Here is a 19,593-nt window from a genome sequence, read left to right as displayed (position 1 = left end):
TGGATCCCGGCCTTCGCCGGGATGACCGGCGTGGAGTCATACGCGAGCCGCGACGTCCGGGCATGCCGCTCCATCTTCTTCTCGACCTCAGGTCTTCGCCGTCCATGACCAACATCCATTCCGACAAGATCCTCATCCTCGACTTCGGCGCGCAGTACACCCAGTTGATCGCGCGGCGCGTGCGCGAGCTGGGCGTGTACTGCGAGATCTGGGCCTGGGACCACGATCCGTCGCAGATCGCCGCGTTCGGCGCCAAGGGCATCATCCTTTCCGGCGGCCCGGAATCGACCACGCTGGAAGGCGCGCCCAGGGCGCCGCAGGAAGTGTTCGACTCGGGCCTGCCGATCCTCGGCATCTGCTACGGCCTGCAGACGCTGGCCGCGCAGCTCGGCGGCGCCACCGAGGCGGCCGATGCGCGCGAGTTCGGCCACACCACGGTCGACATCGTGGCGAAAAGCCGCCTGTTCGACGGCCTCAGCGACCATGCCGGCAGCCACCGGCTCGACGTGTGGATGAGCCACGGCGACCACGTGGCGAAGGCGCCGCCGGGCTTCGTCGTCACCGGCGTCACCGACCGCATCCCGGTCGCGGTGATGGAGAACGAGGACAAGCGCTGGTACGGCGTGCAGTTCCATCCCGAGGTGACGCACACGAAGCAGGGCAGTGCGCTGCTCAAGCGCTTCGTTACCGACATCTGCGGCTGCGCCACGCTGTGGACGGCGGCCAACATCATCGAGGACCAAGTCGCCCGCGTGCGCGAACTGGTCGGCGAGGACCACGTGCTGCTGGGCCTCTCCGGCGGCGTGGATTCCTCCGTGGTGGCCGCGCTGCTGCACAAGGCCATCGGCGAGCGCCTCACCTGCGTGTTCGTGGACACCGGCCTGCTGCGCTGGCAGGAAGGCGACCAGGTGATGGCCACCATGGCTGCCGCGTCTGATGAGAGCGGCATGGGCGTCAAGGTCATCCGCGTCAATGCCGCCGAGCGCTACTTCAAGGCGCTCGAAGGCGTGGCCGACCCGGAGGCCAAGCGCAAGATCATCGGCCGCCTGTTCGTGGAGATCTTCGACGAGGAGTCGGAAAAGCTGATCGCCGCGGGCGGCAAGGTGAAGTGGCTGGCCCAGGGCACCATCTACCCCGACGTGATCGAATCCGCCGGCAGCAAGACCGGCAAGGCGCACGTCATCAAGAGCCACCACAACGTGGGCGGCCTGCCCGAGCACATGAAGCTCAAGCTGGTCGAGCCGCTGCGCGAACTGTTCAAGGACGAGGTGCGCCGCATCGGCGTGGAACTCGGCCTGCCGCGCGAGATGGTCTACCGCCACCCGTTCCCCGGTCCCGGCCTGGGCGTACGCATCCTCGGCGAGGTGAAGCCGGAGTACGCCGAACTGCTGGCCCGCGCCGACGCGATCTTCATCGAGGAACTGCGCAAGGCCGACCTGTACGACAAGACCAGCCAGGCTTTCGCGGTGTTCCTGCCGGTGAAATCGGTGGGCGTGGTCGGCGACGCCCGCGCCTACGAATGGGTGATCGCGCTACGCGCGGTGGAAACCATCGACTTCATGACCGCCCACTGGGCGCACCTGCCGTACGACTTTCTTGGCAAGGTGTCGAACCGTATTATCAATGAGTTGCGTGGTGTTTCTCGTGTCGTTTATGACATAAGCGGCAAGCCGCCGGCAACGATCGAGTGGGAGTGAATTTACGTCCTTCGAGGACTATTGCCAGCTATCGGAGGGTTGGCATAAAGCATTGATTTAGAAGTTAATGCGTTGCGTTGGCTATAGGTGGCTATCGCCAGCGATACCGTCATCTTCCGCTGCGACTACCGATTCAACGGGCTTCGGCTACGCCGCTCCCAGCGTGATGCACGAATTCGGTGCGCGATCGACGGGCGAGCCAGCCCACGAGGAATTGCCTGCGATGTTGCGAGTCTAGTCGTGGGTGTGGGCTTGCCGGCCTCTAGCGGCGCGACCCGATGCCCGCCAGCGGACGTTTAGCCCTGCTCGACGATGGCGTCAGCTTCAGCCTGGTGCCGTAGCGTCCAGAGATCGAGGCGAGGCTGTGGCAATCACCGGCCGCGACGGTACGGGGTGGCGGGGCATCCTGGAGATCGGGCGGTCGTGCGGTCTCGGTGTGGGTTGATAGGGCGCCATGACTTCACATCGAAGCCATGACCGCCTGCCAGGCGGCGTGTGCGACCTCGGGATGAGCGATATCGCTGTGCGCGCCGGAGATGCCGTCCCCATTCCTGATGACATCGCTTGCATCGATGTTGTAGACCTTCGATTTCTCGAACGCGTACGTCGCGTTGACGTCCCCTATCGTTATCTCCGACGCGATCGGGGACACGCCCTGGAGGCCAAACGCGCCGACCCCGCCGTATTTCGGATATGCCACCATGACGACCTGCCTCGCAAGGCGTGCCGCCAAGGGATAGAGATTGCCGACCGCGCCATCGTGCGTCGACCACGTGGTGAGAATGGGTCCCGATACCCGGCCTTGGCTGACGATCCGTTCGAAGTAGCCGGGCTCACCCATTCCCAACGTGGAGTACGACCAGAGCGAGAGCGCGCCCTGTACGAGGAACACGGAGTTGACCGGCCTGACCAGCGGCTCCCAGTTCCTGCCTGCCACCGCCGCGGAAGAGACGATGCAGCCGAAGCTGTGACCCATCAAGTGGAAGCGAACGGGTCTGGCGGTCGACCGCTGCAAAGCTCGCAGCAGACCCGCCACGCCGGTCTCGCCCACTGTCTTCGCGCGGGCTTTCATGGTCCAGAAGGACAACTGGCGCAGGGGGGACAACAGGGCATCCTTGATGTCGGCGATGCCGAGCGTCATCGGCTCGGCCGTGACGTCGATAGCCGTATTCACCACATCCTGGGCGTTCCAGTTTTCGATATGGCCGGAAGGGCCTGCCGTTTCGTCGGACCAGAGATCGGCTTCGCGCAACAAGGTGTCATACGCGTGGAGCACGTCGGCGCCCAGTTCACGCTCGCCGCCACGCTCCACGGCCGATCGGACGATGGTGTCGATCGCCTCCCTTGCGGGAACCGACGACGAAATCGATTCGGCGAACTGGTCCACGAGGGCGTCGACATCTTCATCGCCCGGCGATGCGCCGCCGAGCAGACCCGCTCCGCCGCCATCGCCGCTCGCGGGAATGGATTCCTCCCCCCAAGGCTGGCTCGGCCAATGAACGCCGACGAGCAGCGCCTTGAACGTCGGGTCCTTTGCTCGGATGGCCTGGCGATCCACCGCCATCTTGGCCATCTCGCCCATCCATTTGTTGCACTGCTCGATCGCTGCGGGCACGTCTCCCTTCCAGCCGTGGCTGGCAAAGAAGACGTCCGTGATCGGCTCGGCGTCGGCAGCGAGCAGGCCGCACAGCCGCTCACTTTCCATGGCGCCGTCCTCGCTGCGCTCATTGCCCGACTTGTCGAAGCTGATCAGGTAGTAGGAGAGATCGGTGCCCGGAAGGTTGACTCGCATGGCTCACTTCCTCGCGGCTGGATGGAGGCTAGGGGAGTGGATCTATCTGCGTATCGGCATTGCAGTGCACGCCGTACAAAAGCCCAAGCGGATTCCCGCCCTCGTCGAAAAATTCGTTCCGCAGATCGTGCACGGTTTCACCGATGGGCGATCCGCGAAGGAACTTGTCGAAGAATCGCCTTGCCCATTCGGAGGCGAACAAGGCTGGCACCTTGCACTCCGTACCGATCACGCCGCGCGCTCCCTTGCTCAGGAAGTACGGCACGAAGCCGTTGTAGAAAAGCGGGGACAGCTCGCCCGATTCGCACGCGTTGATGAAGACCAGTGGCGCGCCTCGCAGCTTCTGCTGGGCCGGTGCGTCGAGGTTGAGGTCGTCCAGGGTCACCTGCTCCGGACCGGACATGATGAGCCTTGATTGGCCTGGCCCGCCCCCGGCACCCAGGCCCAGGGATTCGGCATGGCAGTAGAAATAGATGATCTGGTCGGACAGGGTCTCGTCCTTGAGCGAGTTGATGAGGTCGGCCTTGCTCGTCCGGGCAACCGACCTGATCCTCGGAGAGCTCTCGGTCACGGTGTGCCAGTACGCCTGCTGGACCGCAACGAGCCCGCCGCCGAACTGCACATCGATGTCGCTGTTGAAGTTCAGCGACACCGCCAAACCATCCGGAATCCCCGGGATGCGGGTATCCCGCCGGTTGCTGTCGTTGCACAACGGTATCTGTTCCACGATGAGCTTGGCGCCCAGGAATCCTTTCCATTGGACGGCATTTTCGTCCCATGCGTCGGTGAGGTAGAGGAGCGACCACGGCACGGGGAAGTCACGCGCCAGTACCTGCAGCGTGAAGCCCTCGTCCGCTTTCGTCACCTCATTCACCAGGTACGTCCCCATACCCTGGCATTGCGCGTCCGCGGCGGGATGAAAGAACAGGCTTCGAAACAACAGATAGCCGGCCTTTGCGATGACCCGCAGGCCACGCGCGCTGATGGCCGGGTCGATGACAATCCCATGCTGGAACGGGCTGCCACCGTTTGCGTCCTTCGCCATGACGACGCCAAGCAACGCCTTCCTGACGTTCTCGATCCCCTGCGCCAACTCGCCTGCGGAGATGGGCAGGTGCGCGAAGGAGGCCGTCGCTCCCCAGGTCATGCAGTCATAGCCACCGAGCGGAGAGGGCTGTATCGATAGGCCGATGTCCCTTCTCGAGAGAGATTGCGCCACCTCGACAGGGCGGCCGACGGACGTTACCGTCGTTCCCTCCAGTGTTTTCTTTCCGACTTCGAGTGCAATATCGAGTTGCTGCACGAAGTTGTTTTCGCGATGGATGACCGCCGCGAGACGCGCAGAGCCGCTCGTGATTTTCGGCTGGATGTCGAACCTTGCCTTGCCGACCGACAGCCCTGCTTTGCTGATCATCAGGGGCCGCTGCGGCTCCGATATGTCGAAGTCGCTGCTGTTGAGCGTGACGGTCAACCTGATCTCGGCGCCAGGGTCGCGCGTCAGATGACTTGCCGGCGCCGCTCCCACGGCATCGGTGCCGGTCGATTCGTCGAGGTCAATGCTGATCGCGAGCACGTAGTTGCCCCGGAAGACGAGGGGCTCACCGGCGTCGTGGTCCTCCAGCACGGCGTTTACCCAGCGACCGCCCTCGGGCTCTTTCGCCGGGTCGAGCTCGGGGAAGGTCGGCGCCGCGGCTTCCGCAGCGAGGACGCCGGGGGAGGGGGCGACGTCGTCCAGAGGTTCGCATGGAGCGGCACTGTGGATCTCGTCGTCAGCCGGCAGAACGATGGCATCGTCGTGCGCCGGCAGACCGAACGACGGGAAGTCAGGATCGACCCCTGCGCCTAGCATGGGCGGATGATCGACAGGTACTTGCCAAGGTGCACGCGCCCACTCAGCTACCTCTCGTTCTCGGAGAACCCGATCCCGTTGCCAATACGCCGAGCCATCGGGCGGCAACTGCATCGGTGGATGCGTTGTGACGGGATCAGGCGCGGCGGCAGGCGGGGGCGGCTTTTTGAACAAACCGGGCTTGCCACCCCGAACAGGGCGTTCCCAAAGGGCCAACTTGCCTAAAATGCCTCGACTGACGGCCCGGCCGTACATTTCACCGGCACGGTCCTTGGTCGAGGTCTTCGCCAGTCGGCTGGCGGGTGCCATCCGGCCGACATAAAGCGCATCGCATGCGCCCATCGTCTGCAGCAGCTCGCCAATGGAGGTGCCGTCATCGACCGGTGGTGAGGCATGCGTCGCCGGCAGGAAAGCCTCGAGGAACTCGGCACGCGATCCGACATACCAGCGCCGCTCGACGCGCACAACGATCCACTCCCCGGAATCCATCAGGCGCGCCGAAAACTCCCGGACTCGCATCCGTCCGTCGATGATGCGTCGTGGATCGAATTCCGCAACCTTGATCCAGTGGCCCGACATGCGCAATTCCTCCATCCAAGAGAAACCTGCTGCGGCTAAGGTACGATCTTTGCTGCCTTGCATCCATAGGCATTTGATGGCATGCACGACCCACGCACCTCGTTGAAGCCCGGCGTGCATGCCCACAGGGGCGATAGCCTGCCGATGGCAGGCGCGGGATGCGGTTGATATAGTCCCCGGCAATCCATCGGAAGCATGTGGCGCGGGGAATCCGGGATTCAGCCACGGTCGGATCGTAGGTCCATTGCACGATCGAGGGAGCCGGCAATGTTGATCGTATGGCGCGGGTTGGCGATAGCTGTCCTGGGCATCCTGTCGAGCGCGGCATCGGCACAGGATGCGACCGGCGGCGAATGGACGTTCCGCATCGCCCCGTACCTGTGGGGTACGGCGATCGACGGCAACGTCGCGCACGCACGATTGCCCGTCGATCTGCATGCGGGCATGAGCTTCGGCGACGTCTGGGACAACCTCGACCTCGGCGCCATGGGAGCCTTCGAGGCACGGAAGGGCAGGTACGGGGTGCTTGCGGACGGAATGTTCGCCAACCTCTTCACCACCGTGTATGCGCCGATAGCCGGCGCGTCCTTGCCGGTCCGTCTCAAAACGCGCACGGCGACGGGCCTGCTCGCATTCCAGTACGGCTGGATCGAGAGCGATGCCGGGTACCTCGATCTCGTCGCGGGCGTGCGCGTATGGTCTGCGCGCACGCGGCTGGCCTATTCGATACCGGTCCCGGTGCCGCCTCCCGTACCGCGGCAATACTCGGGTTCGCAGCAGGAGCGGTGGGTCGACCTGCAGGTCGGCGTCAAGGGCCGGCGCATGTTCCCGAACGGGATGTTCGTGGGCGGCTGGGCATTGGCCGGCAGCGGCGAATCCGACCTCTCGACGGACGTGATGCTCATGGCGGGCTACGGCGTCAACGATCGACTCTCGGTCATGGCCGGCTACCGCTGGCTTTCGACCGACTTCAGGACGTCGAATGGATTCAAGTTCGACACCACCCTGCAGGGGCCGGGGATCGGCCTGGAATACCGGTTCTGACGTCGATCACGCAGTCCCCGCAATGGAACCACCCAGCACAGGCGAGGCAGATGCAACATCCACGGACGCACGACCACGTGCCGCCCCTGCTCAGGGGACTCGGGTTCCTGCTGATCCTGCTCACCAGCCTGACCGTCGGCCTGATGGAGCATCGCGCCAATGCCGAGGCGAGGACGAGGATGGCGCAGGCGAAGGCCCAGGTGAATGCCGTGGCCGAAGCATCCGGGGACGGCCGCGGGGTCGATTCGATTGCCCGGGAGATCCGGCTCCTGCGGCTGCAATTGCAGGAAGAGGACTTTGCCGACAGGGTTTTCGAGAATCCCTGGTTCCAGCTTCTGGGAGCGCTCGGCACCGCCCTGGTCGCCCTGTCGTTTCTCTACGAGGCGCGGGCGAAGTGGCCGCGGCGAAATCGGCCGGAACGCTCCCCGCCGCCACCGGCCTGATCGCCGGCGAGCCTCGCTCGTCCGTTTCATCCACCCCAGGAGGTTGAACATGCGACATCCCATCGGACGCTGGCTCCTAGGCGCCGCTCTTGCAGTGGCATCGTCGACCACCGCGCCGTCCTTCGCGTGTACCCGCCTGGTGTACCTGGGTGCGGACGGAGACGTGATAACCGCCCGGTCCATGGACTGGAAGCTGGATGTCGGAACGAATCTCTGGGCGTTTCCCCGCGGCATGCGGCGCGAAGGGAAAGCCGGGCCGAACTCGGTGGAATGGACGTCGAAATACGGAAGCGTCATTGCCTCGGGATACGACATCTCGACGACCGACGGGTTGAACGAGAAGGGGCTGTCGGCCCAGCTCCTGTGGCTCGTGGAAAGCCAATATCCCACCTACAGCAAGGACAAGCCCGCACTTTCGCTGTCGTTGTGGGCGCAATACGTCCTGGACAACTTCGCAACGGTGGACGAAGCCGTGGCGGCGCTCGAGAAAGACCCGTTCATCGTGGTCACGGACAACGTTCCCGGAGAAAGCCGCCTGGCCACGCTGCATCTTTCGATGTCGGACGCGAGCGGCGACAGCGCGATCGTCGAGTACATCGACGGCAGGCAGGTGATCCACCACGGCCGCCAGTACCAGGTCATGACGAACTCGCCGGTGTTCGCGGAGCAACTCGCGCTCAACGAGTACTGGAAACAGATCGGCGGCACCGTGATGCTGCCCGGAACCAACCGCTCGGCCGACCGGTTCGCGCGGGCGTCGTTCTACGTGAACGCGATTCCCAAGAGCGAGGATCCCGCCGTCGCGCTGGCGAGCGTGTTCAGCGTGATCCGCAACGTCTCCGTGCCTTTCGGCATCACCACGCCCGGGCAGCCGAACATTTCCTCGACCCGCTGGAGAACCGTTGTCGACCACAAGCGCATGCTGTACTTCTTCGAGTCGGCGCTCACGCCCAACACGTTCTGGGTCGATCTCCACAAGCTCGATTTCTCGGCCGGGACGGGCAGGGTCATGAAGCTCGACCTGGGCAAGGACCAGCGCAACACCTTCAGCGGCGAGACCAGCGCCGACTTCAGGCCTTCAAAGCCTTTCGCCTTCCTGGGGATCTGATCGCGCTGGGGATCTGATCGCAGATCCGGGGCGTCCTTGCGTCGCCTGGTTCGCGATGGCCGCCGTTCGCAACGGCACCGAATGCTTTCGACTCCGTTCCACCGGGGCCGGCGCGGGCGTGCCGCAAGCCTGGCGGGTCGTCCGGTCGTCCGGTCGGCTGTCGCACCGGCCGGGCGGGCGATTTCGCCGCCGCGATGCTCCTGCCGAAGCGACCGCCGCGTGGGCGGCTGCGGCGATATGTCCTCGCCCCGCCTGCGGGCGCTTGACCCGGGTCAAGGCATGGGCGGCCGGGGTTTCGCAGACTGCCATCATGAACCACATCATCACCGCCCCCGAGTTCGATCCGGCACTGGTCGCCCGCTATGACACCGCCGGGCCGCGCTATACCAGCTATCCCCCGGCGCCGCAGTTCCGCCGCGACTTCGACGAGATGGCCCTGCGCGAGGCGATCCGCGCCTCCAACGAAGAACCGATCCCGCGTCCGCTGTCGCTCTACGTGCACGTGCCGTTCTGCCTGAGCCCGTGTTTCTACTGCGGCTGCAACCGGATCATCACGCGCGACATCGGCAAGGCCGACCGCTACCTGGAGCGGTTGTACCGCGAGATCGAGCTGATGGCGCCCCTGTTCGACCGCGACCGTCCGGTGCGGCAACTGCATTTCGGCGGCGGCACGCCGAACTTCCTCGACCTGCCGCGCATGCACGAACTGATGGAGTCCCTGGCCCGGCATTTCAGCTTCAGCGGTGCGCGCGACCGCGAATACGGCATCGAGCTCGATCCGCGGTTCGCCGACGGCGACTATGTGCGCGGCCTGGGCGAGCTCGGCTTCAACCGGCTGTCGGTGGGCATCCAGGATTTCGATCCGGCGGTGCAGCAGGCGGTCAACCGGATCCAGAGCGTGGCGCAGACGCGCGAGGTGCTGGAGGCAGGGCGCGCCTCGGGCTTCGTCTCGGCGAGCGTGGACCTGATCTACGGCTTGCCGCGGCAGACCCTGGCGGGCTTCGAGCGCACGCTGGAGGAGGTCGTGGGGCTGGCGCCCGACCGGGTGGCGGTATACGGCTACGCGCACCTGCCGGAACTGTTCAAGGCGCAGCGGCAGATCGACGCCGCCGAGCTGCCCGACCCGGCCACGCGGCTGGCGCTGTTCGGCCGTGCGCTGGAGCGGCTTGGCGCGGCAGGGTACGTCTACGTCGGCATGGACCATTTCGCCCGCGCCGACGACGAACTGGTGCGCGCGCAGCGCGCAGGCACGCTGCAACGCAATTTCCAGGGCTATTCCACCCACGGCGAGTGCGACATCGTCGGGCTCGGCGTAAGCGCCATCGGCCGCATCGGCGACAGCTACGGCCAGAACGCGCGCGACCTCACCGGCTACTACGCCGCGCTGGACGCCGGCCGGCTGCCGATCGCGCGCGGCCTGCAACTGGACGAGGACGACCTGATCCGCCGCGCGCTGATCGGCGAGCTGATGTGCCATGGCGAGCTGGACATGCAGCGGTTCGGCGCCCGGCACCGGCTGATCTTCGCGCAGTACTTCGCCCCCGAGCTGGCGCGCCTGCGGCCGCTGGCCGCGGACGGGCTGGTCGGCATCGACGAGCGCACGATCCGCGTGACCGCGCGCGGCCGGCTACTGGTGCGCGTCATCGCCATGTGCTTCGATGCCTACCTTGGCGATCAGTCGACCCCGCGCTACTCGCGCACGATCTGATCCGGCGCGGTCACCACAGGCGTTTTCACGATGCGTCCCAGCCAACCGCCCTTTGGCCGGTTACCCGAGCCACCCAGTCCGATTGCCGACGACGGCGACGAAGTCCATTTCTGCCGCACCTGCGCGTTCGCCGGGGCATGCATAGCGGTGGGCTACGGCAAGCCGGAACTGGCGGCGCTGCATTGCCTGGTCGAGCACGTGGGGCCCTACCACGGCGGCGAGTTCATCTTCCGCAACGGCGACCCGTTCCGCGCGATCTACGCGGTGCGCGCCGGCACGGTGAAGACCAGCCTGATCGACCGTGACGGCCACGAACAGGTGCTCGGCTTCTACCTGCCCGGCGAGGTGATCGGATTGAACGCGATCTATCCGGACCAGTTTCCATGCGATGCGGTGGCGCTGGAAACCTCGCACTTCTGCCGCTTCTCGTTTCCGGCGATGAGCGCCCTGGCGGCGCGCATGCCGGCGGTGCAGCAGCAGCTTTTCCGGCTGATCAGCAAGGAGCTGGGCACCGCCAGCCTGCTGGCCGGCGACCACAGCGCGGACGAGCGCATGGCCGCTTTCCTCACCGACCTGGGCGAGCGCTACGCGGCCCGCGGTTTTTCCGGCACGCGCTTCCGCCTGAGCATGTCGCGCGGCGACATCGCCAACTACCTGCGCCTGGCCGCCGAGACGGTCAGCCGCGTGCTGGGGCGCTTCCGCAGCCAGGGGCTGATCCAGATCGAGGGACGCGAGCTGCTGCTGCGCGATCCGGCCGGGTTGCGCGGGATCGGCCAGGGCCTGCTCGCTTCCTGATGCGCTGGGTGCACGGTTGACTGGCCGGTCGCTGCCGCGCGCCGGTGCGGCGGCATAGATGCCTGCCGTTCCGGCACTTCTTCCCGCTCCTCGTCCTTGATCCAGTCGCCGGCGGCTGGCGACCGCTTCCGCGGCTGCGTCGCGACGCCCGGTGCATCCACGGGCGTGCGGCCGGATGTCTTTCATCCGGGCTCCTTTCTTTCGTAAAGCGACCCTCCCTTTTTCGGGGACCGGCGGATCGGTAACCGCAGAGGGTGTGGCGTGTTGTCACGCGGGTCGTTTACCGGGACGGATTTGACCGGCGTCAGTCCGTATCGCGCGCGTGCTGCGGAGACTGCGCCCAGACCCCCAAGGAGCTACGCCATGAATACGACACGCACGAGCCTGCTGGTCGCCTGCTTGCTGGCCGCGCTGGCGGGTGCCGGCACGACCCGCGCCGGCACCGCGCCCGCCGGTTCCGCCGATGCGCCGCTGCAACTGGAATGGGATGCGCGACTGCGCCACGAGCAGGTCGACGACGACGCCTTCCGGCGCGATGCGCGCGCCGATACGTTGCGCCTGCGGCTGGGCCTGCGCGCGCAGTTCGGCCATGGCTGGAGCGGCCTGCTGGAAGGCGCGGGCGTGGCCAGCGCGGGAGATCGCTACAACAGCGGTGCCAATGGCCGTACCGGTTACCCGGGCATCACCGATCCGCGCGGCGGCGAGCTCAACCAGGCCTGGCTGGCCTGGCAGGGAGAGGAGTTCGGTGCCGTGGTGGGCCGCCAACGCCTGCTCCTGGACAACCAGCGCTGGATCGGCAACAGCGGCTGGCGCCAGCACGAGCAGACCTTCGACGCCGTGACCCTGCAGTGGCGACCGGCGGCAGGCTGGGCACTGGGCTATAGCTGGCTCGACCGCGTGCATCGGGTGGCCGGCCGCGATGCGCTGAATCCGCTCATGCGCGAGCGCCGGCTCGACACCCACCTGTTCCATGCCGCCTGGACGCACGGAGAGCAGCAATGGACCGGCTACGCCTACCTGCACGAGGACCGCGACGTCGCCAGCGCCTCCACGGGCACGTACGGCGTGCGCTGGACCGGCCAGCCGGCGGCAGGGCAGGGCTTCGGCTGGACCGCGGAGGTGGCGCGGCAGGACGACTATGCCAACAACCCGCAGCACTTCTCGCACAGCTACTGGTTCCTGGAACCGGCGTGGACGCAGCACGGCATCACCGCGAAGCTGGGCTGGGAGCACCTGGGCGGCAACGGTCGCCACGCGTTGCAGACGCCGCTGGCGACCCTGCACGCGTTCAATGGCTGGGACGACCAGTTCAACGTGACGCCTGCCGGCGGCCTGGAAGATCGCTACGCCAGCGTCAACGGCCGCTTCGGGCAGACCGGCGTGGCGGGCAGGCTGGCCTGGATGCTGGCCTGGCACGACTATCGCGCCGACCGCGGCGGACGCTACGGCAGCGAGTGGAATGCGTCGCTGGGCTATCCCCTGGCGAAGGGGCTCGGCGCCCTGCTGAAAGTGGCCGACTACCGCGCCGACGGCTACGGCCGCGACAGTACCAAGCTGTGGCTGCAACTGGAATGGCATGGCGCGCAGGCGATGGGCGCGCGATGAGCGCGCAGCACGCTGCCCCGGCGTTGATCCAGGTCAGCGCGCCGGCGCGGCGTGCGCGGTGAGATAGCCGTCATGTCGTCGTTCCTTCCTTCCACTTCCATGCCGGCCGAACTGGACCTGCGCTGGCTGCCGTCGCCCGAGCCGCTGGAACGGGCCCTGGCGGCAGCCGATGCGCTGGCGCCGGGGCAGGCGGTCCAGGTGCTCACGCCGAGGCTGCCGCTGCCGCTGTTCGAGGCGCTGCGCGAGCGCGGCCTGCATGCGCGCGCCTTCGTGCTGCCGGGCGGCGGCGCGCGCGTGCTGATCCGCCGTCCCCACGACGATGTCCCGGCTCGCGATTGACCGCGCGCCGGCGGTCGCGCTGCCGCGCCGCTTCCTGCTCAGCGCGCCGCCATGGGGCATGCTCGCCGGCGTGCTGCTGGCCGTCGACGCCGACCGCCTGCTGCAGTCGCGCTGGCAGCCGGGCACGCTGGCGCTGGTCCACGTGTTCACGCTCGGCGTGCTCGGCAACGCCATGTTCGGCAGCGTGCTGCAGTTCCTGCCGGCGGCGGCCGGCGTGCGCCTGCGCGGGCTGCGTTGGGGCGGTGTGCTGCACGGGCTGCTCAATCTCGGCAGCGCCTTCCTGGTGGCGGGACTGCATGCGGGATGGCGCGGCGGCCTCGTGACGGCCGGTGTGCTGCTGCCTGCGGCCTTCGTGCTGCTGGCGGCGATGACCTTGCCGGGCGTGTGGGAAGCCGGCATGCAGCGCCTGCTGCGCGCCGGCCTCGCCGCGGCGCTGGGATTCGCGCTGCTGGCTGCGCTGCTCGGCGGTGGCCTCGTGCTCGCGCTGGGCGGCGTGCTGGCCTGGCCGGTCGCGTTGCCGACGCTGGCCGACGTGCATGCGGGCTGGGGCCTGCTCGGCTGGATCGTCCTGCTGCTGGCGAGCGTGGCGCCGGTGGTCATGCCGATGTTCCAGGGCACCGCCGCGCCGCCGGCGAAGCTCCAGGCATCGTGGCTGGCGGGCGCGGTGGCTGCCCTTCTCGGCGGGGCATGGCTGCACCTGTGGCGCGGCGAGGCCGCGGTGCTGCGGATGGCGCCTGCGGCGCTGGCGGGCACGTTCGCGGCGGCCTCGCTGTGGCTGCAATGGCGCGCGCCGCGGCCGCGCCGGGGACCGTTGTGGTGGAGCTGGCGCGGCGGCCTGCTCGCACTGCTGGCCGCCGCGCTGGCCTGGCTGTTCGATCCCGGCAGCGCCTTGCGGGCCGCCGCGCTGGCCCTGCTGGTGGCGTTGCCGTGGCTGGTCAATGGCATGGCCCTGGAGATCGTCGCCTTCCTCGGCTGGATCGAGCTGCATCGCCGCGTCGGCCGCGGCGTGCAACTGCCCGGCGTGCAGCGCCTGCTGCCGGAGCGCGACAAGTGGCGCGTGCTGCATGCGCAATGGCTTGCCGCGGCACTGCTGTTCGCCGCGGTGATGCTGTCCGGCCGGGGCGGGCCGGCCGCATGGCTGGCGCGGGCGGCCGGCGCGGGACAACTGCTTGCCTGGTGGCTGCTGTGGCGGGCCCTGCGCGGTGTTCGCCGGCGTTCGCACCGCTTCCTGTCGAACCTGGAGAGTTTCCGATGAATGCCAAGTTGCCGCTGGTCTATGCCTGCTCCGGCTGTTCCAGCGCGGCGCAGATGGCCAACCATCTCGCGTTGAAGCTGGACCGCGCAGGCATCGCCGAGATGTCGTGCATCGCCGGCGTCGGTGGCGGCGTCGCCAGCCTGGTGCGCAGCGCGCGGAGCGGCCGGCGCATCCTTGCGCTGGACGGCTGTGCGCTGAAGTGCGTCGCGGCCTGCCTCGCCAACGTGGGCGTGGTGGCCGACACCCATCTGGTGCTTTCCGGGCATGGGGTAAAGAAGCGCCGGCATGCCGACTTCGACCCGGTCCTGGCGCGGCGGGTCTACCTGGCCGCGGCATTGCCCGCGGCGCACGCCTTGAAGCCGGATGCGGTGCGCACGGACGGGGAGCGCGCCGATGCGTCCGCCGCGGCTTGAGCGTTTCGCGCTCGCTCGCACGCGCGATGCGATCGACCGCATCGACGACGGCCTGATCGTGCTGCTTGCCGCGCGGCGTCCGCTGGTGCACGCGGCGGCCGCGCTCAAGCCGCATGCCGGCATACCGCCGCGCGATCCCGAACGCGAGCGCAGGGTGCGCATCCGGGCGCAGCGACTGGCGGTGCGGCTCGGCGTGCCGGGAACCTCGGCACAACGGCTCCTCGACCTGGTGATCGGCGATGCCTGCCGCCAGCAGGGCCTGCCGGCGGCTCCGGCGGAAGGCGCCGCGGCCGACCCGGGACTTGACCGGGATCAGGGCACGCCGACGCGCACCATCGCGATGATCGCTCCCGCCATGCTGCCCAATCCCGCCTCCGCCGCGCCTCGACTGTTGCGCCTCTTGCCGCCGCCACGACGGCTGGCGCCCCTGTTGCACGCCTTGCCCGGGCGCTGGCAACGCCGTCTCCTCGAGGCGGCGATGGCGCGGGTGCTGGCGGCGCCGCTGCGCGACGGCTCGCTGGACTTCATGCGCGGGCGCCGGCTCGCCGTCGAGGTGAGCGACCTGCGCTTGCGCTGGGTGCTGGAACTGCGCGGCGGACGCCTGGTCGCGGTCGACGAGGCGCCGGAAGCCAGCGTGCGCGGCAGCGCGACCGACCTGTTGCTGCTGGCCGGCCGGCTGGAGGATGCCGATACGCTGTTCTTCCAGCGTGCCCTGGTGCTCACCGGCGATACCGAACTCGGCCTCACCGCGCGCAACCTGCTCGAACGCCTGCCATGGGAGGCGGTGCCGCTGGGCCTGCGCATCGCGCTGAACCGCGGTGCGCGCCTTGCCCGCGCCGCGCGTGCCGCATACCGCGGCGACGTCTGAACTGCGGCACCGGCCGGGCCCGGCTGCCGCGCCGTTCGCACGGCCATCGCCGGCGCCGTCTACGGACAGGCTGCGACCAGGAGCCGCATGCGCCGGGCCGCTTGATTCGCATCAAGGCGGCCGACCGGACGTCCACGCAGACTCGCCGGCACACCCACTGAATGAAGCATCCATGAGTCTCCCTTCCTCGTTCGACTACAACCAGCTGCTTGCCTGCGGCCGCGGCGAGCTGTTCGGCGACGGCAACGCGCGCCTGCCGTCGCCGCCGATGCTCATGTTCGACCGCATCACCCACATCGCCGACCATGGCGGCGCCTACGGCAAGGGCGAGGTCCGCGCCGAGCTGGACATCCATCCCTCGCTCTGGTTCTTCGACTGCCACTTCGCCGGCGATCCGGTGATGCCCGGCTGCCTGGGGCTGGATGCGATGTGGCAGCTGAGCGGGTTCTTCCTGCCGTGGCTGGGGGAACCGGGACGAGGCCGCGCGCTGGGCGTGGGCCAGGTGAAGTTCACCGGCCAGGTGCTGCGCAGCGCGAAGCGGGTGAGCTACGCGATCGACATCCGCCGCGTGGTGCGCGGCAGGCTGGCGATGGTGATCGCCGACGGCAGGACCTGCGTCGACGACCGCCCGATCTATACGGCCAGCGACATGCGCGTGGGCCTTTTCCAGTCCACGGAGGGCTTCTGATGCGCCGGGTGGTGGTGACCGGCATGGGCATCGTGTCGTGCCTGGGCAACGTGGCCGACACCGTGACACGCGCGCTGCGCGAGCTGCGCAGCGGCATCCGCGCGATCCCCGAGTACGCCGCGCTAGGCCTGCGCAGCCAGGTCGCTGCCGCGCCGCAGATCGACCTGGACGGAGCGATCGAGCGAAGGCTCAAGCGCTTCATGGGCGATGCCGCCGCCTACGCCTACGTGGCGATGCGCTTGGCGATCGCCGATGCCGGGCTCACGCCCGAGCAGGTGCGCCACCCGCGCTGCGGGGTGATCGCCGGTTCCGGCGGCGGGTCCGCGCAGTGGCAGGTGGAGACCGGCGACCTGCTGCGCGGGAAAGGGGTGCGCAGGATCGGCCCGTACATGGTGCCGCGCACGATGTGCTCGACCGTGTCGGCCACGCTGGCCACAGCCTTCGGCATCCTCGGCCTCAGCTATTCGATCGCGGCCGCCTGCGCCACTTCGGCGCACTGCATCGGCGCGGCCGCCGACCTGATCCGGCACGGCGCGCAGGACGTGATGTTCGCCGGCGGCGGCGAGGAACTGCACTGGGGCATGACCGCGCAGTTCGACGCCATGGGCGCGCTGTCCAGCCACTACAACGACACGCCGCACGCCGCCTCGCGCCCCTACGACGCCGGCCGCGACGGCTTCGTGATCGGCGCCGGCGGCGGCATGCTGGTGCTGGAGGCGTACGAACACGCCAAGGCGCGCGGCGCGCACGTGCATGCCGAGCTGGTCGGCTATGGCGTCGCCTCGGACGGCGCCGACATGGTGGCGCCGTCGGGCGAGGGGGCGGCGCGCTGCATGCGGATGGCGCTGGCCGGGGTTAAGGCGCCGGTGGACTACCTCAACACCCACGGCACCGCCACGCCGCTCGGCGACCTCGTCGAGCTGGCGGCGGTCCGCGACGTGTTCGGTTCCGCCGTGCCGCCGCTGTCCTCGACCAAGGCGCTGACCGGGCATTCGCTGGGCGCGGCCGGCGTGCACGAGGCGATCTACAGCCTGTTGATGCTCAACGGCGGCTTCGTGTCCGGCTCGGCCAACATCGAGTCGCTCGATCCGCGGGCGGAGGGCTTGCCGATCCTGCGCGAAAGCCGGCCCGCGAAACTGTCCACGGTGATGTCGAACAGCTTCGGCTTCGGCGGCACCAACGGCACCCTGGTGTTCGCCAGGGTCTGAGCCTGCGCGGGCCGCGGCGGCCACGGAGCCGCCGCGACTACCCGCCGACGGCCCTGGCCGCCCGTCCTTCCATGGCCGTGTCCGCATTCGCACGCGGGCATGGCACGAGGCGAGAGCCAAAGCCGGCGCCCACGCCGCGGCCATCGCCGCGAAGGACGCCGGGCCGTGCGGCGCATCCGCCGCTTCGGAGGCGCCGCGGCGGCGGGGATGGCTACATCGCCTCGACCGGCCGCATGCCCGGCTCGCCGTGCCAGTAGCCGTTGCGCGCGGCGACGCGCGGCGGCGGCTGGGGCGAGCGGCGGGCGAGGTTGAAATGGGCCACTGCCTCGGCCATGCCTTCGGCCTGCGGGTACAGGCGCAGCACGTCCACGCCCAGCTCGCGCAGCGCCGGCATTTCGGGGCCGAGGTCGGTGACTTCCTCGCCCTGGATCTGGATGCCGTTGATGCGCAGGAACGGCCGCCCCTCGCGCGTGGCCAGCGGCAGGCCGTCCGGGTAGTCGATGCAGCGGAAGCCGCACTGGTCCTTGGCCAGGTCCAGCGCGCGGGCGGTGAAACAGCGCGCCGACCATGCCAGCGGCAACCGGCCGAAAGCGATCACTTCCAGCTCCGGCATCGATCCGCCCCCGGCCAGCATCGCGTCGCGCAGGTCGCGCAGCAGGGCCCGGCCCTGTTCCACGCCGGGTACCCAGCGGCGCAGGCCGTCCTCGACCAGCATCGCCAGCGCGCGATGGTTGTAGACGTTGAGCGAAGGGCCGGCCACGAACGGCACACGATGGGTGCGGCACATCTGCACCGCGGAGAGGTCGTTCGCCTCGATCCAGCAGCGGCCTTCCCCGACCAGCCGCAGCAGTACGCCCAGTTCCGACTCGGCCTCGATCAGGGCCAGCGACGAGAGCACGGCCTGCTTGCCGCTCTCGGCCAGCTCCGCCGCCAGCGCGATCCAGTCGCGCGTGGACAGCTCGCGCCGCTTGCTGCACACCGTCTCTCCCAGGTAGACGATGTCCAGCGGCCAGCCGGCGGCTTCGCGGTAGAACGCCAGCGTGCGTTCGCGCGGCCAGAAATACTGCAGCGGGCCCAGGCTCAGTTTCATCGTGTCCATCGGTCAGTGCCAGGAGCGGTGGTAGGGGCCGAGCGTGGTCTGGCGACCCTCGGCATGCTTCGACAGCGCCTGCTGCCAGCCCGGCCGCGGGCTCCAGTGCGCCGGCGACGCGCGGTAGCGGTCCAGCGCGTCGCGCCAGGTCCGGGTGACCGAGGCGACGTACGCCACGCCGCGCTGGCGGCCCTCGATCTTCAGTGCGGCGACGCCGGCGCGCGCCAGCCGCGGCAGCAGCTCCAGCGTGTTGAGGCTGGTCGGTTCCTCCAGCGCGTGGAAAGTCTCGCCGCCCACCACGAAGCGGCCCTTGCACACGGTCGGGTAGCCGGCCGGTTCGGCCGGCTCGAACCTGTCCATCAGCACGTCGTTGAGGCGCACGCTGCGGCGGCCGTCGCCGTGCTCCTCCCAGCGCACGAAGCTGGCCGGCGAACACACGCCATGGCGGTTGGGCGAGGCACCCGTGACGTAGCTGGAGAGCTGGCAGCGCCCCTCGACCATGATGCACAGGCTGCCGAAGGCGAAGACCTCCAGCGGCACCGGCGAGGCTTCGCACAATCGTTCCACCTGCTGGATCGACAGCACCCGCGGCAGCACCGCGCGGCCGATGCCGAAGCGCTCGTGCGCGTAGCGCAGGGCCGGCGCGGTGGTGACCGAGCCCTGCACCGAGAGGTGCCGGTGCATCGACGGGTGCGTGCGCGCGGCGTAGTCGAGCACCGCCATCTCGGCGGCGATGATCGCGTCGCAGCCGAAGCCGGCGGCCTTGTCCACCGCCTCGTGCCACTGCTTCAGGCGCGCGCTGTCGGGGTAGGTGTTCAGCGCCAGGTAGACCTTGCGCCCGCGTGCGTGCGCATAGGCGATGCCGCGGCGCAGTTCGTCGTCGCCGAAGTTGAGGCCGGGAAAGGCGCGCGCGTTGGTCTGGTCGCGGAAGCCCGCGTAGACCGCATCCGCGCCGGCGTCGATCGCCGCTTGCAGCGCCGGCAGGTTGCCGGCGGGACAGACCAGTTGCATGGGCTTCTCGCTCGATGGACCGGCGGATATCGTGGACCCGGCCGGCGCGGGCATCGTTGACGTGGATCAGATCCCGTGCCCGGGGCGCCGACTACGATGAC

17 protein-coding genes and 1 pseudogene are annotated in these 19,593 nt (G+C 68.6%); 14 read left to right on the top strand and 4 right to left on the bottom strand.

The features are described 5' to 3' along the window. Positions 1–104: 104 nt before the first annotated feature. A complete protein-coding gene (gene guaA, locus ASG87_RS15215; protein ID WP_056007002.1) occupies positions 105–1,697 on the top strand; it encodes a glutamine-hydrolyzing GMP synthase in 1,593 nt (530 codons plus the stop codon). 251 nt (positions 1,698–1,948) lie between these two features. Continuing rightward, positions 1,949–2,155 (top strand): annotated as a pseudogene (locus tag ASG87_RS21050) (DUF3363 domain-containing protein); the annotation flags it as partial. Between the two features lie 2 nt (positions 2,156–2,157). On the opposite strand, the gene ASG87_RS15210 reads toward ASG87_RS21050, so the two are convergent. Continuing rightward, on the bottom strand, positions 2,158–3,489 hold the full coding sequence (locus ASG87_RS15210; RefSeq protein WP_056006999.1) for a hypothetical protein: 1,332 nt from the start codon (positions 3,487–3,489) through the stop codon (positions 2,158–2,160). Between the two features lie 28 nt (positions 3,490–3,517). Then, the gene (locus ASG87_RS19615) at positions 3,518–5,917 is read right to left on the bottom strand and encodes a CHAT domain-containing protein (RefSeq protein ID WP_162258380.1); all 2,400 of its coding nucleotides are present in this window, start codon (positions 5,915–5,917) and stop codon (positions 3,518–3,520) included. 267 nt (positions 5,918–6,184) lie between these two features. Between ASG87_RS19615 and ASG87_RS15200 the strand changes: the two genes are divergently transcribed. The 12 genes from ASG87_RS15200 (at position 6,185) to fabB (ending at position 17,391) form a co-directional block, all read left to right on the top strand. Next, positions 6,185–6,961, top strand: coding sequence for a hypothetical protein (locus tag ASG87_RS15200; RefSeq protein WP_056006993.1), 777 nt, complete (start codon positions 6,185–6,187; stop codon positions 6,959–6,961). A 77-nt stretch (positions 6,962–7,038) separates the two neighbouring features. Then, on the top strand, positions 7,039–7,404 hold the full coding sequence (locus ASG87_RS15195) for a hypothetical protein (RefSeq protein WP_056006990.1): 366 nt from the start codon (positions 7,039–7,041) through the stop codon (positions 7,402–7,404). A gap of 49 nt (positions 7,405–7,453) precedes the next feature. Beyond that, positions 7,454–8,512 (top strand): linear amide C-N hydrolase, encoded by a 1,059-nt coding sequence (locus ASG87_RS15190; protein ID WP_056006989.1) that lies wholly within the window; start codon positions 7,454–7,456, stop codon positions 8,510–8,512. A gap of 310 nt (positions 8,513–8,822) precedes the next feature. Further along, complete coding sequence (gene hemN, locus ASG87_RS15185) at positions 8,823–10,220, top strand: oxygen-independent coproporphyrinogen III oxidase (protein WP_056006987.1); 1,398 nt, start codon at positions 8,823–8,825, stop codon at positions 10,218–10,220. Positions 10,221–10,250: 30 nt separating this feature from the next. Then, positions 10,251–11,015 (top strand): helix-turn-helix domain-containing protein, encoded by a 765-nt coding sequence (locus tag ASG87_RS15180; protein ID WP_056006984.1) that lies wholly within the window; start codon positions 10,251–10,253, stop codon positions 11,013–11,015. Between the two features lie 363 nt (positions 11,016–11,378). Then, a complete protein-coding gene (locus ASG87_RS15175; protein WP_056006981.1) occupies positions 11,379–12,620 on the top strand; it encodes an alginate export family protein in 1,242 nt (413 codons plus the stop codon). 72 nt (positions 12,621–12,692) lie between these two features. After that, the gene (locus ASG87_RS15170; protein WP_056006978.1) at positions 12,693–12,959 is read left to right on the top strand and encodes a DUF2249 domain-containing protein; all 267 of its coding nucleotides are present in this window, start codon (positions 12,693–12,695) and stop codon (positions 12,957–12,959) included. Next, positions 12,940–14,214 (top strand): hypothetical protein, encoded by a 1,275-nt coding sequence (locus ASG87_RS15165; RefSeq protein ID WP_056006975.1) that lies wholly within the window; start codon positions 12,940–12,942, stop codon positions 14,212–14,214. The genes ASG87_RS15170 and ASG87_RS15165 overlap by 20 nt, the downstream gene beginning before the upstream one ends. Next, complete coding sequence (locus ASG87_RS15160; RefSeq protein ID WP_056006973.1) at positions 14,211–14,627, top strand: putative zinc-binding protein; 417 nt, start codon at positions 14,211–14,213, stop codon at positions 14,625–14,627. The genes ASG87_RS15165 and ASG87_RS15160 overlap by 4 nt, the downstream gene beginning before the upstream one ends. Beyond that, positions 14,608–15,495 (top strand): chorismate mutase, encoded by an 888-nt coding sequence (locus ASG87_RS15155; RefSeq protein ID WP_056006970.1) that lies wholly within the window; start codon positions 14,608–14,610, stop codon positions 15,493–15,495. Before ASG87_RS15160 ends, ASG87_RS15155 begins: the two co-directional genes overlap by 20 nt. A gap of 172 nt (positions 15,496–15,667) precedes the next feature. Continuing rightward, the gene (gene fabA / locus ASG87_RS15150; RefSeq protein ID WP_056006967.1) at positions 15,668–16,183 is read left to right on the top strand and encodes a 3-hydroxyacyl-[acyl-carrier-protein] dehydratase FabA; all 516 of its coding nucleotides are present in this window, start codon (positions 15,668–15,670) and stop codon (positions 16,181–16,183) included. After that, on the top strand, positions 16,183–17,391 hold the full coding sequence (gene fabB / locus ASG87_RS15145; protein WP_056006963.1) for a beta-ketoacyl-ACP synthase I: 1,209 nt from the start codon (positions 16,183–16,185) through the stop codon (positions 17,389–17,391). The genes fabA and fabB overlap by 1 nt, the downstream gene beginning before the upstream one ends. 211 nt (positions 17,392–17,602) lie before the next feature. On the opposite strand, the gene ASG87_RS15140 is transcribed toward fabB, so the two are convergent. Continuing rightward, positions 17,603–18,481 (bottom strand): U32 family peptidase, encoded by an 879-nt coding sequence (locus ASG87_RS15140; protein ID WP_056007367.1) that lies wholly within the window; start codon positions 18,479–18,481, stop codon positions 17,603–17,605. Between the two features lie 12 nt (positions 18,482–18,493). Continuing rightward, on the bottom strand, positions 18,494–19,492 hold the full coding sequence (locus tag ASG87_RS15135) for a peptidase U32 family protein (RefSeq protein WP_056006961.1): 999 nt from the start codon (positions 19,490–19,492) through the stop codon (positions 18,494–18,496). Between the last annotated feature and the right edge of the window lie 101 nt (positions 19,493–19,593).

The sequence above is a fragment of the Frateuria sp. Soil773 genome (genome assembly GCF_001428405.1).
GTDB lineage: Bacteria > Pseudomonadota > Gammaproteobacteria > Xanthomonadales > Rhodanobacteraceae > LMSL01.
Note: the sequence above shows the minus strand (reverse complement) of the source record. Positions and strands in the feature narration are given on the sequence as shown.

Excerpts from the sequence above, each read along its gene's own strand:
- ASG87_RS15200 (WP_056006993.1), top strand. The coding sequence starts at position 6,185 with ATGTTGATCGTATGGCGCGGGTTGGCGATAGCTGTCCTGGGCATCCTG.
- ASG87_RS15175 (WP_056006981.1), top strand. The coding sequence starts at position 11,379 with ATGAATACGACACGCACGAGCCTGCTGGTCGCCTGCTTGCTGGCCGCG.
- ASG87_RS15155 (WP_056006970.1), top strand. The coding sequence starts at position 14,608 with ATGCGTCCGCCGCGGCTTGAGCGTTTCGCGCTCGCTCGCACGCGCGAT.
- ASG87_RS15210 (WP_056006999.1), bottom strand. The coding sequence starts at position 3,489 with ATGCGAGTCAACCTTCCGGGCACCGATCTCTCCTACTACCTGATCAGC.
- ASG87_RS19615 (WP_162258380.1), bottom strand. The coding sequence starts at position 5,917 with ATGTCGGGCCACTGGATCAAGGTTGCGGAATTCGATCCACGACGCATC.
- ASG87_RS15170 (WP_056006978.1), top strand. The coding sequence starts at position 12,693 with ATGTCGTCGTTCCTTCCTTCCACTTCCATGCCGGCCGAACTGGACCTG.
- fabB (WP_056006963.1), top strand. The coding sequence starts at position 16,183 with ATGCGCCGGGTGGTGGTGACCGGCATGGGCATCGTGTCGTGCCTGGGC.
- ASG87_RS15165 (WP_056006975.1), top strand. The coding sequence starts at position 12,940 with ATGTCCCGGCTCGCGATTGACCGCGCGCCGGCGGTCGCGCTGCCGCGC.
- fabA (WP_056006967.1), top strand. The coding sequence starts at position 15,668 with ATGAGTCTCCCTTCCTCGTTCGACTACAACCAGCTGCTTGCCTGCGGC.
- ASG87_RS15180 (WP_056006984.1), top strand. The coding sequence starts at position 10,251 with ATGCGTCCCAGCCAACCGCCCTTTGGCCGGTTACCCGAGCCACCCAGT.
- ASG87_RS15140 (WP_056007367.1), bottom strand. The coding sequence starts at position 18,481 with ATGAAACTGAGCCTGGGCCCGCTGCAGTATTTCTGGCCGCGCGAACGC.
- hemN (WP_056006987.1), top strand. The coding sequence starts at position 8,823 with ATGAACCACATCATCACCGCCCCCGAGTTCGATCCGGCACTGGTCGCC.
- guaA (WP_056007002.1), top strand. The coding sequence starts at position 105 with ATGACCAACATCCATTCCGACAAGATCCTCATCCTCGACTTCGGCGCG.
- ASG87_RS15160 (WP_056006973.1), top strand. The coding sequence starts at position 14,211 with ATGAATGCCAAGTTGCCGCTGGTCTATGCCTGCTCCGGCTGTTCCAGC.
- ASG87_RS15135 (WP_056006961.1), bottom strand. The coding sequence starts at position 19,492 with ATGCAACTGGTCTGTCCCGCCGGCAACCTGCCGGCGCTGCAAGCGGCG.
- ASG87_RS15190 (WP_056006989.1), top strand. The coding sequence starts at position 7,454 with ATGCGACATCCCATCGGACGCTGGCTCCTAGGCGCCGCTCTTGCAGTG.